General features: G+C 42.3%; 13 protein-coding genes and 1 pseudogene. All 14 read right to left on the bottom strand.

The window, feature by feature from the left end:
- The coding region (locus GMD4S_RS05795; protein ID WP_000086798.1) for an AAA family ATPase at positions 1-236 on the bottom strand (236 nt) is incomplete at its 3' end.
- Between the two features lie 486 nt (positions 237-722).
- A complete protein-coding gene (locus GMD4S_RS05800) occupies positions 723-1139 on the bottom strand; it encodes a GNAT family N-acetyltransferase (protein WP_000628402.1) in 417 nt (138 codons plus the stop codon).
- A gap of 11 nt (positions 1140-1150) precedes the next feature.
- Positions 1151-1846, bottom strand: a pseudogene (locus GMD4S_RS05805) (GNAT family N-acetyltransferase).
- 109 nt (positions 1847-1955) lie between these two features.
- Positions 1956-4457, bottom strand: coding sequence for a leucine--tRNA ligase (gene leuS / locus GMD4S_RS05810; protein WP_000011800.1), 2502 nt, complete (start codon positions 4455-4457; stop codon positions 1956-1958).
- A 159-nt stretch (positions 4458-4616) separates the two neighbouring features.
- Positions 4617-5309 carry a histidine phosphatase family protein gene (locus GMD4S_RS05815; RefSeq protein WP_000049285.1) on the bottom strand — a complete coding sequence of 231 codons (693 nt, stop codon included), beginning with the start codon at positions 5307-5309 and terminating at the stop codon, positions 4617-4619.
- A gap of 236 nt (positions 5310-5545) precedes the next feature.
- The gene (locus GMD4S_RS05820; protein ID WP_000354871.1) at positions 5546-6883 is read right to left on the bottom strand and encodes a PFL family protein; all 1338 of its coding nucleotides are present in this window, start codon (positions 6881-6883) and stop codon (positions 5546-5548) included.
- A gap of 9 nt (positions 6884-6892) precedes the next feature.
- On the bottom strand, positions 6893-7159 hold the full coding sequence (locus GMD4S_RS05825) for an ACT domain-containing protein (RefSeq protein ID WP_000644111.1): 267 nt from the start codon (positions 7157-7159) through the stop codon (positions 6893-6895).
- 263 nt (positions 7160-7422) lie between these two features.
- Complete coding sequence (rplQ, locus tag GMD4S_RS05830; protein WP_000331493.1) at positions 7423-7809, bottom strand: 50S ribosomal protein L17; 387 nt, start codon at positions 7807-7809, stop codon at positions 7423-7425.
- Between the two features lie 11 nt (positions 7810-7820).
- A complete protein-coding gene (locus GMD4S_RS05835) occupies positions 7821-8756 on the bottom strand; it encodes a DNA-directed RNA polymerase subunit alpha (RefSeq protein WP_000568993.1) in 936 nt (311 codons plus the stop codon).
- A gap of 42 nt (positions 8757-8798) precedes the next feature.
- Positions 8799-9182, bottom strand: coding sequence for a 30S ribosomal protein S11 (gene rpsK / locus GMD4S_RS05840; RefSeq protein WP_001118385.1), 384 nt, complete (start codon positions 9180-9182; stop codon positions 8799-8801).
- A 17-nt stretch (positions 9183-9199) separates the two neighbouring features.
- Positions 9200-9565 carry a 30S ribosomal protein S13 gene (gene rpsM, locus GMD4S_RS05845; protein WP_000090781.1) on the bottom strand — a complete coding sequence of 122 codons (366 nt, stop codon included), beginning with the start codon at positions 9563-9565 and terminating at the stop codon, positions 9200-9202.
- A 17-nt stretch (positions 9566-9582) separates the two neighbouring features.
- Entirely contained in the window at positions 9583-9699 is a 117-nt protein-coding gene (gene rpmJ / locus GMD4S_RS05850; protein WP_001808836.1) for a 50S ribosomal protein L36, read from the bottom strand.
- Positions 9700-9723: 24 nt separating this feature from the next.
- A complete protein-coding gene (gene infA / locus GMD4S_RS05855) occupies positions 9724-9942 on the bottom strand; it encodes a translation initiation factor IF-1 (protein WP_001029883.1) in 219 nt (72 codons plus the stop codon).
- A 116-nt stretch (positions 9943-10058) separates the two neighbouring features.
- Entirely contained in the window at positions 10059-10637 is a 579-nt protein-coding gene (locus GMD4S_RS05860) for an adenylate kinase (protein ID WP_008289286.1), read from the bottom strand.
- Positions 10638-10639: the final 2 nt, after the last annotated feature.

Genomic DNA, 10639 nt, shown 5'->3' on the forward strand with positions numbered 1-10639 from the left:
TTGACTCCCAGTTCATTGGCAATAACAAAGGCCATGGTTGTTTTCCCGAGACCTGGAGGACCAAATAAAAGAACATGGTCCAGTGCCTCATCCCGCATTTTGGCAGCCTCGATAAAGATTTGCAGCTGGTCCTTGACCTTGTCCTGCCCAATATATTCACGTAAAAACTGAGGACGGAGTGTACGTTCTACCAACTCCTCATCCCCCATGATTTCATTATCTAAAATTCTACTCATGGCTCTATTATATCAAAAATCCAAGCCACAAACAAAAAAGCCACCTGATTGGGTGGCCTCTTTAGGGAGATTATTATGAAAAAGAAAAGTTTAGGATTTCATTAAATAAAGTTAGGAGGTCTTTATTTAATGGTTATATAATACAAGATGAATCTTAAAACTAACTTAACTTTTTCTTTGATTTATCATTTTTTAAAAAATTTTTTTCAAATGGATTTTTCCTCCCCAAGTCATAAAAAAGCCACCTGATTGGGTGACTTCTTTAGGAGATTATGATGAAAAAGAAAAGTTTGGGATTTCATTAAATAAAGGGTACTCAATGAAAATCGAAATCAGACTAGGCAGATAGGCGCAAGCATAACTATAGTTAGCTAAGTCGACTCTAACGAAGGTTGATGAGATTTTCGAAGAGTATTAGGAGGTCTTTATTTAATAACTATATAATACACGAGGAGACTTAAACTTTACTTAAGAAAAAATATTTTTTTATCTTTTTCGATCCACCCAAATCATTCCTGTACAATCATAAGTAGATAAGGCTTCAAATCCCAGAGAACGATAGAATCCCAAAGTTTTTTCTGTCTGTTCGGTCACTAGTTGGACTTGATAGGCATCTTTGTAATCACCTAAAGCCTCTTTCATCAAGTCGCTACCAATCCCTTGGCGCTGATAGCTAGGCAAAACGATCAAATCCTGGACAAAAATTGATGAAAAACCATCTCCGACCAAACGGACCAAGCCCACCACGGCATCGCCATCAAGTGCCAGATAAATTGCTAATGAGTTAGATAAGGCCTTCTCCAACATCTGAGGTTGATGTGTATAATTTGTCCAACCGACAGCCTGATAGAGATGCAAAACATCCTCTAACTTGACAATTTCTTGCTTTTTAATAGTGATCATGTCAACACCTCTTAAAGTTCTCTCAAGCTCTTGTACTGCCGTCCATTTTTATCAAAATTTTCAGGAGCCAACCATGTTTCTAAACGAGCTTTGACTTGAGGTCAGTCCTTATCAATCATAGACAACCAATCCGTATCCCTCGTGCGCCCCTTATAAACAACTGCCTTGCGGAAGGTTCCTTCATAAACAAAGCCCAAACGCTCCGCAGCTCGTCTTGATGGCAGATTTAGAGCATCGCATTTCCACTCATAGCGACGATAGTTAAGCTCCTCAAAAACATAGCGAGCTAGGAGATATTGAGCCTCTGTCCCTATACGTGTTCCCCTGAGTTCTGGAGAAAAAGTGACGGCACCCACTTCTATTACTCGGTTATTCTGGTCAATGCGCATGAGAGAAAAAGTTCCCAAAGCCTTACCAGTTGCCTTATCTATAATCACGTAGTAAAAACGGTCCTTACGGGCCAACATCTGATTTAAGACGGTAACCAGTTCCTCCATATCTGCTACTGGTTCCTGAAAGAGGTAGGTCCACATCTCCCGAGGTGTATTTGGACCATAAACAGCTAGCAAATCCTCAGCATGCTTTTCCACCGAAAGAGCCTCTATCCGAGCATAGCGCCCTTCTAAGAAATCAATGGAAGGCAATTCACCTGGTGTATAACCTTCCATTGACTCACCAATTATCTGACCATATTCATTGACTGGCATCGTTTTCTCCTTGTTTTACTTTTCAAACTTTATAGTTGCCCATAGTATATCATACTTTCATAAGAAGATTCAAAAAATCCTCCAGATTCTACTCTGAAGGATTCCTATATTATTCCACGACGATATTAACGAGTTTGTTAGGTACCGCAATCACCTTGACAATTTCCTTACCGTCAATTTCTGCTTTAACTTTTTCATCAGCCAGAGCGATTTCTTGCAATTCTTCGCGTGACAGGTCTTTAGCGACCATGAGTTTGGCACGAACTTTTCCTTTGATTTGGACGACGATTTCGATTTCGTCTTCAACCAATTTGCTTTCGTCCCAAGTTGGCCAAGCTACATAAGAGATTGATTCGCTAGTTGCTGCGACTGTTTGCCAGAGCTCTTCTGCCAAGTGAGGCGCAAATGGGGCGATCAATTGGATAAATCCTTTGGCATAGTCCACATAGAGCTTGTCTTCCTTGTTAGCCGCGTTGACAAAGACCATGAGTTGGGCAATGGCTGTATTGAACTTCATGGACTCGATTTGCTCAGTGACGGCTTTGACTGTTTCATTGTAGATCTTGTCAAGAGCACCATTGTTTTCCGCAGCGATTTCTTTACTTGTAATCAAACGGTAAACACGGTCGAGGAATTTACGGCTTCCTTCCAAACCTTCTTCAGACCAAGCAATTGAAGCATCAAGTGGTCCCATGAACATTTCATAGACGCGAAGGGTATCTGCACCATATTGTTCCACCACATCGTCTGGGTTAACAACGTTCTTGAGGGATTTAGACATCTTGGCTGGCGCTTGCTCTAACTCTTCTCCTGTTTCCACATGGAAGAAGGAACCGTCACGTTTTTCAACCTTATCAGTTGCCACAAGAGCCCCACGGTGGTCACGGTAGCTTGTTCCCAAAATCATTCCTTGGTTAAAGAGTTTTTGGAATGGTTCCTTAGTCGGAACAACACCTAAGTCATAGAGGAATTTATGCCAGAAACGAGCGTAGAGCAAGTGAAGAACAGCATGCTCTGCACCACCCACGTAGATATCTACTGGCAACCATTGTTTGAGAAGGTCCTCATCAGCCAATTTCTCAGTGTTATGTGGATCAATATAACGGAGGTAGTACCAGCTTGAACCAGCCCACTGTGGCATCGTATTGGTTTCGCGACGACCTTTGACGCCATCTTCACGAGTCACTTCAAGCCAGTCGGTCAAGTTAGCTAGTGGACTTTCCCCTGTACCTGAAGGGCGGATGTCCTTGGTTACTGGCAAGACAAGTGGCAATTCATTTTCAGGAACTGCTGTTGAAGTCCCATCTTCCCAATGAATGATTGGGATTGGTTCACCCCAATAACGTTGACGGCTAAAGAGCCAGTCGCGGAGACGGTAGGTAACCTTCTCTTGACCACAACCTTTTTCTTCCAACCAAGCCACAATTTTAGCAATAGCGTCTTCTTTGTTAAGGCCATCTAGGAAGTCTGAATTGACATGAAGACCATCTTCTGTGTAAGCAGCTTCTTCAACGTTTCCACCTTCAAACACTTCTACGATTGGAAGGTCAAATTGTTTGGCAAATTCCCAGTCACGTTGGTCATGGGCAGGCACGGCCATGACAGCACCTGTTCCATAGCTAGCAAGAACATAGTCGGCAATCCAGATTGGAATTTCCTTGCCATTGACAGGGTTGATGGCATAAGCGCCCGTCCAAACCCCTGTTTTTTCCTTGGCAAGGTCTGTACGAGCCAAGTCAGACTTGAGACTAGCTTGGTGTTTGTAGTCTGCAACTGCATCAGCTTGCTCTGGACTTGTGATGGCATCTACCAAGTCATGCTCAGGAGCCAAGACTGTGAAGGTCGCACCGAAAAGCGTATCAGGACGAGTAGTAAAGACGGTAAATTCCTTGTCAGTCCCTTTCACTTTAAAAGTGACATTAGCACCAGTTGATTTCCCAATCCAGTTACGTTGCATTTCCTTGATAGACTCTGGCCAATCCAACTCATCCAAGTCATTAAGCAAGCGCTCTGCATAGGCCGTGATTTTGAGCATCCATTGCCGCATCGGTTTGCGGACAACAGGATAGCCCCCACGCTCAGAAGTTCCATCAGGAAGCACTTCTTCATTGGCAATGGCTGTTCCTAGTTCCTCAACCCAGTTTACTGGTACTTCAGCTTCATAGGCCAAGCCTTTTTCATAAAGCTTGGTGAAGATCCACTGCGTCCACTTGTAGTAGTTTGGATCTGTTGTGTTGACTTCACGGTCCCAGTCGTAAGAGAAGCCAAGCGCATTAATTTGGCGTTTGAAGTTGGCAATATTTTCTGCTGTGAATTCTGCCGGGTCATTTCCTGTGTCCATAGCGTACTGCTCAGCTGGCAAACCAAAGGCATCCCATCCCATTGGGTGAAGAACGTTGTATCCTTGCGCACGTTTGTAACGGCTGAGGATATCGGTTGCTGTGTAACCTTCTGGGTGTCCTACGTGCAATCCAGCTCCTGAAGGATATGGGAACATGTCCAGAGCATAGAACTTCGGTTTTGAGACATCTGTTCCTGTCTTAAATGTATGATGTTTCGCCCAGTAGCCCTGCCACTTAGGCTCAATTTCTTTATGATTGTAAAAACTCATGCTATTTCTCCAATTTTATGATGTTACTATTATACCATTTTTGGGGGAATTTGAAAGACGAGAAATGTTCTTTTAGACTTGGATAACAAGAAATACTGAGTCGCAAATCCACCTTATTTAACAGGAAAAAAATTAGCTCCTAATCGGAGCTAACTTCTATCAATTTTTTATTTCTTCCATCTTCTCACGTCCGAGCTCTCGATAGCTACGGTCACCAACAACTTCTACGCTAAACTGACCGTCCTCATATTCAAGAATCGTCACGCTACCATTATCTAGACCATGTGGATGCATACCATTGATCAGATACACAATAGTCCCAATGGTCATTCCATGGCTGACGACGAGAGCATTGCCCCCACCTTGTTCTTCCATTTCTTTGGCAATCGTTTCAAAACCTTCTTTGATTCGACCACTGAGTTTTTCCCAGCCTTCTGCCCAGCCTGCAGTATCAACCTCTACCAAACCTTCTGCTAGTTCTGCATAGGACAACTGATGAACATGGTCTACATTGAAAATTCTCGGAATCAATCCCATAAAGAGGTCCCCATCATAGGCCCCATCAAAACTACCAAAGCACCACTCTCTGATGCGCTTGTCCATGCGGTAAGGGATTTTCCCCTGTAGTCCAAGTTCTTCTAGGATAATTCCCATGGTTTGAATAGTGCGACCTGAATCACTGGAATAAGCGCGGTCAAACTGCAAGCCAGACTCTCTCAAGCCAATTCCCAGTTCATGGATTCCCAACTCACCTTCTGCAGTCAGAGGTGTATCACTCCATCCTTGAGCACGTCCAATGGTGTTAAACATCGTTTTCCCATGACGGACCAAATACAATCTTACTTTAGACATTTTCTATCCTCCATTTTCTTCTATTATATCATGGATCAAAGAAATATTCGGCTTTCAAAAGCAAAGCCAACATTTGTAAATTATCCAAAAGAAAAGCTACCCTCATGGTAGCTTCCCTAGGAGATTATTATGAAAAAGTTTAGGATTTCTATTAAATAAAGTTAGGAGGTCTTTATTTAATGATTATAGTATACACAGTCATCCTTAAACTCAACTTAAATCCTCTCGCTTTTTTATTAATTTTTAAAACTATGGATTGGAGCTGGGATTTGCCCACCGCGAGAGATGAAATCAACAGACGAAGCCCCGTTGACCTTCATAACTGGAGCTGTCCCTAGCAAGCCTCCAAACTCAATCATATCGCCTTCTTTGCCCTTTGGAATAATACGGACGGCCGTTGTTTTCATGTTAATGACACCAATTGCCGCCTCATCCGCAATCATAGCTGCAATGGTTTCAGCAGGCGTATCTTCCGGAATGGCAATCATATCCAGCCCAACAGAACAGATAGCCGTCATGGCTTCTAGTTTCTCTAAATTCAGAGAGCCATCTTGTACCGCACCAATCATCCCCTCATCTTCAGAAACGGGGATAAAAGCACCTGACAAGCCACCGACTTGGTTACAAGCCATCACTCCGCCCTTCTTAACTTGGTCATTCAAAAGAGCGAGGGCAGCCGTCGTCCCATGCGTACCAACTGTTTCTAGGCCCATTTCCTCAAGGACACGAGCCACAGAATCGCCAACTGCAGGAGTTGGTGCCAAGCTTAGGTCTACAATCCCAAAGTCAACACCCAGTCTCTCGCTGGCCATTTGACCGACTAGCTGACCAATACGAGTAATCTTAAAGGCTGTTTTCTTGACCGTCTCAGCTACAACATCAAAACTCTGACCACGAACTTTCTCCAAGGCGCGTTTGACAACACCAGGACCTGAAACACCAACATTGATGATAACATCTGCTTCCCCAACACCATGGAAAGCCCCTGCCATAAAAGGATTGTCCTCAACAGCATTAGCAAATACGACCAACTTGGCCGCACCCATATCTGATAGCGCAGCTGTTTCCTTGATGATACGCCCCATATCAGCGACCGCAGTCATGTTGATACCTGACTTGGTCGAGCCAATGTTAACAGACGAACAAACCTTGTCTGTCTCAGCTAGAGCGCGCGGGATAGAATTGATGAGAATTTCATCACCTTTTTGATAACCCTTTTGTACCAAGGCAGAGAATCCACCAATAAAATCAACACCGATCTCCTTGGCAGCCTTGTCAAGAGCCTTTGCCAAAACAAGATAGTCCGTCGCATCAGTCGCTGCACCAATTAAAGAAATCGGAGTCACCGATACTCGTTTATTAACAATAGGAATCCCAAGTTCTGCAGCAATTTCGTCTCCTACAGCCACTAAATTTGCAGCTTTAGTGGTGATTTTTTGGTAAATCTTTTCAGCAGCACGTTCAATATCTGGATCAATACAATCCAAAAGGGAAATCCCCATGGTGATGGTTCTGATATCGAAGTTCTGCTCCTCGATCATGGCAATGGTTTCTGTAACTTGTCTAATATCCATAGCCACCTCCTAGATATTATACATAGCGTCAAAAATCGCCGCACTTTGAATATTTATTTTGACATTCAAGGTCTGACCGAAAGTTTCAAACTCATTTCGAAGATAAGTGAAATCCTGTTTTTCGTCACTAGAAACGACCGCCATCATAGTAAAGTATTCATCCAACACCGTCTGAGAAATATCGTCAATATTCAAACCCAACTCTGCAATCTTAGTAGACACGCCTGCAACGATCCCAGCCTTGTCCTTACCAACCACTGTAATAATAGCCTTCATCCTTATACCCCATTTCTACGATTTTTAGAAAACCTGAACGTTTTTGATTTTCTTTTTTCCTAGTATAGCATATTTCCATAGAAAATACTAAAAAACGCCTGCTTACGAAGTTGTTCTTAAGAAAAAAACAATTTCGTAAACAAGCGTCTACCCTATCAAATGATGATGAGTGTTCCCGCTAGGACATAAGTCCCAGCGGTAGACCAGAGCTAGACTAAGAGCACAAGACTCCATCATCATAACACTCAACAAAATTGATGATTTTATACTAATTCGATGATCGCCATTGGCGCAGCATCACCACGACGTGGTTCAGTTTTAAGGATACGAGTGTATCCACCGTTACGTTCAGCATAACGAGGTGCGATTTCTGAGAACAATTTTTGAAGTGCTGTAGTAGAAGTGTACTTATCAGTTGCTTCATCATAGTTTTCAGATGCGATTTCATTACGTACGAAAGCAGCTGCTTGACGACGTGCATGCAAATCACCACGTTTACCTAGAGTAATCATTTTTTCAACAGTTTTACGGATTTCTTTAGCACGAGCTTCAGTTGTCACGATTGATTCGTTGATCAAAAGGTCAGTTGTCAAATCGCGAAGCATTGCTTTACGTTGTGAGCTAGTGCGTCCTAGTTTACGGTAAGCCATGTATTCCTCCTTTATTTATCTTTTAATCCAAGACCCAAGTCAATGAGTTTGAGTTTCACTTCTTCCAAACTCTTGCGTCCAAGATTTCGTACCTTCATCATCTCTGCTTCAGATTTTTCTGTCAAATCATGCACAGTATTGATACCGGCACGTTTCAAACAGTTGTATGAACGCACAGACAAGTCCAGTTCCTCAATCGTACGATCCAAAATACGATCGTCAGATTCAGTATCAGCTTCTTTCATCACTTCAGTTGACTTAGCAATCTCAGTAAGATTTGTAAACAAATCAAGATGTTCTGTCAAGATACGCGCTGAAAGCCCTAAAGCATCTTCTGGAATAATTGTTCCATTAGTCAAGATTTCAAGGGTTAATTTGTCAAATCCATCATTGCTACCTACACGAGCAGGCTCTACTTGATAGTTGACTTTTGTAACTGGTGTATAAATAGAATCTACAGCAAGTGTTCCAACTGGTGCATTATCTTTTTTGTTTTCATCAGCAGGTACATATCCACGACCACTGTTAACAGTCATTGTCGCTTTTAGAGAAGAACCTTCACCGATTGTAAAGAGATAATGATCTGGATTTACAATCTCAATATCACTATCAGTCAAAATGTCTCCAGCTGTAATTTCAGCAGGACCTTCAACGTCAAGTTCAATGATTTTTTCGTCTTCAACGTATGATTTCACTGCAATCCCTTTAATGTTCAGAATGATTTGCATCACGTCTTCACGAACACCTGGGACTGTGTCAAACTCATGCAAGACACCTTCAATGTTGATAGATGTCACTGCTGCTCCTGGTAGAGAAGCTAGTAGTACACGACGAAGAGAGTTACCAAGAGTTGTACCGTAGCCACGTTCAAGTGGTTCGATTACAAACTTGCCATAATCTTTATTTTCATCAATTTTTGTTATATTTGGTTTTTCAAACTCAATCATTTAGTTACTCCCTCTTAAACGAAAAGCAGTGTAATGCGATGATTATACACGGCGACGTTTTGGAGGACGAGCACCATTGTGTGGCACTGGAGTCACATCACGAATTGCTGTTACTTCAAGACCAGCGGCAGCAAGCGCACGAATAGCTGACTCACGACCAGAACCTGGACCTTTTACAGTAACTTCAACTGATTTAAGACCGTGTTCTTGTGCAGATTTAGCAGCAGCTTCAGAAGCCATTTGAGCAGCGAATGGTGTAGATTTACGAGAACCTTTGAAACCAAGAGCACCAGCTGATGACCAAGCAATTGCATTACCATGCACATCAGTAATCATAACAATAGTGTTATTAAATGTAGCGTGAATATGAGCAATACCAGATTCGATATTCTTTTTCACACGACGTTTACGTGTTGGTTTAGCCAAGACTTTTACCTCCTATATTATTTTTTCTTACCAGCAATCGCAACAGCTTTACCTTTACGAGTGCGAGCGTTGTTTTTAGTGTTTTGTCCACGGACAGGAAGTCCACGACGGTGACGAATACCACGGTAAGAACCGATTTCCATCAAACGTTTGATGTTCAAGTTTACTTCACGACGAAGGTCACCTTCAACTTTGATTGCATCCACTTCACGACGGATAGCATCTTCTTGATCTGATGTAAGGTCACGTACACGAACATCTTCTGAGATTCCAGCAGCAGCCAAAATTTTCTTAGATGTTGCAAGTCCGATACCATAAACGTAAGTCAATGAGATTACTACGCGTTTGTCATTTGGAATGTCAACTCCAGCAATACGAGCCATGTTTTCTCCTTTCTATCTTATCCTTGACGTTGTTTGTGTTTTGGATTTGCTGGGCAAATTACCATAACACGACCATTACGACGAATTACTTTACAGTATTCGCAAATTGGTTTGACCGATGGTCTTACTTTCATTTCTTATCCCTCCAAGTTTTTCGATTATTTAAAGCGGTAAGTGATACGTCCACGTGTCAAGTCATATGGACTCATCTCGACAGTAACACGATCTCCCGCTAAAATACGAATATAGTTTTTACGAATTTTACCAGAAACTGTTGCTAAAATCTGATGTCCATTTTCAAGTTCAACCGTAAACATTGCGTTAGGCATTGTATCGACTACTTTGCCTTCAACTTCAATCACATCGTCTTTTGCCACGCAAAAGCACCTCCATAAATTTCGATTCGATGCCTCTGAAAACAGAGACAACAATTATAAGTCAGACTATCTCAGTATAACATTTGTAGCGATTTTTTGCAAGTGTGAAAAACGCTTTATTTCAAATTTGTCAATACTTTTTCGATGTCTTTGAACACATCATTGATATCTTGATTTCCTTCGATATCGTGGACCAAACCTTTGGCACGGTAGTGAGCAATGATTGGTTCACCTTGTGCAATATTCACATCCAAACGACGCTTCACTGTCTCCGGTTTGTCATCTTCACGTTGGTAATAATCTTCTTCCTTATAGTCAACTGGTGGGTTGAAAACTTTGTGGAAGGTTTCACCTGTTTCGCGATGGATGATACGGCCACTCAAACGTTCCAAGAGACAATCTGGGTTCACTTCGATATTGATCACACCTTCTAGTTCGATACCGAGTTCCGCCAATGTTTTATCCAAGGCATGGGCTTGTTCAATAGTACGTGGGTAACCATCCAACAAGAAACCTGTTTCCTTGATGTCGTCCTGTGAAAGGCGTTCTTTAACGATTCCATTTGTAACTTCATCTGGAACCAACTCACCTTTGTCGATGTATGACTTTGCAAGTACACCCATTTCAGTTTGATTTGCCATAGCAGCACGGAACATATCTCCAGTTGAAATGTGTGCCACGTGGAATTGCTCCACAA

Source organism: Streptococcus sp. GMD4S, from assembly GCF_000296955.1.

Excerpts from the sequence above, each read along its gene's own strand:
- GMD4S_RS05800 (WP_000628402.1), bottom strand. The coding sequence starts at position 1,139 with ATGATCACTATTAAAAAGCAAGAAATTGTCAAGTTAGAGGATGTTTTG.
- rpmJ (WP_001808836.1), bottom strand. The coding sequence starts at position 9,699 with ATGAAAGTAAGACCATCGGTCAAACCAATTTGCGAATACTGTAAAGTA.
- rpsM (WP_000090781.1), bottom strand. The coding sequence starts at position 9,565 with ATGGCTCGTATTGCTGGAGTTGACATTCCAAATGACAAACGCGTAGTA.
- GMD4S_RS05815 (WP_000049285.1), bottom strand. The coding sequence starts at position 5,309 with ATGTCTAAAGTAAGATTGTATTTGGTCCGTCATGGGAAAACGATGTTT.
- GMD4S_RS05835 (WP_000568993.1), bottom strand. The coding sequence starts at position 8,756 with ATGATTGAGTTTGAAAAACCAAATATAACAAAAATTGATGAAAATAAA.
- rplQ (WP_000331493.1), bottom strand. The coding sequence starts at position 7,809 with ATGGCTTACCGTAAACTAGGACGCACTAGCTCACAACGTAAAGCAATG.
- leuS (WP_000011800.1), bottom strand. The coding sequence starts at position 4,457 with ATGAGTTTTTACAATCATAAAGAAATTGAGCCTAAGTGGCAGGGCTAC.
- GMD4S_RS05820 (WP_000354871.1), bottom strand. The coding sequence starts at position 6,883 with ATGGATATTAGACAAGTTACAGAAACCATTGCCATGATCGAGGAGCAG.
- GMD4S_RS05825 (WP_000644111.1), bottom strand. The coding sequence starts at position 7,159 with ATGAAGGCTATTATTACAGTGGTTGGTAAGGACAAGGCTGGGATCGTT.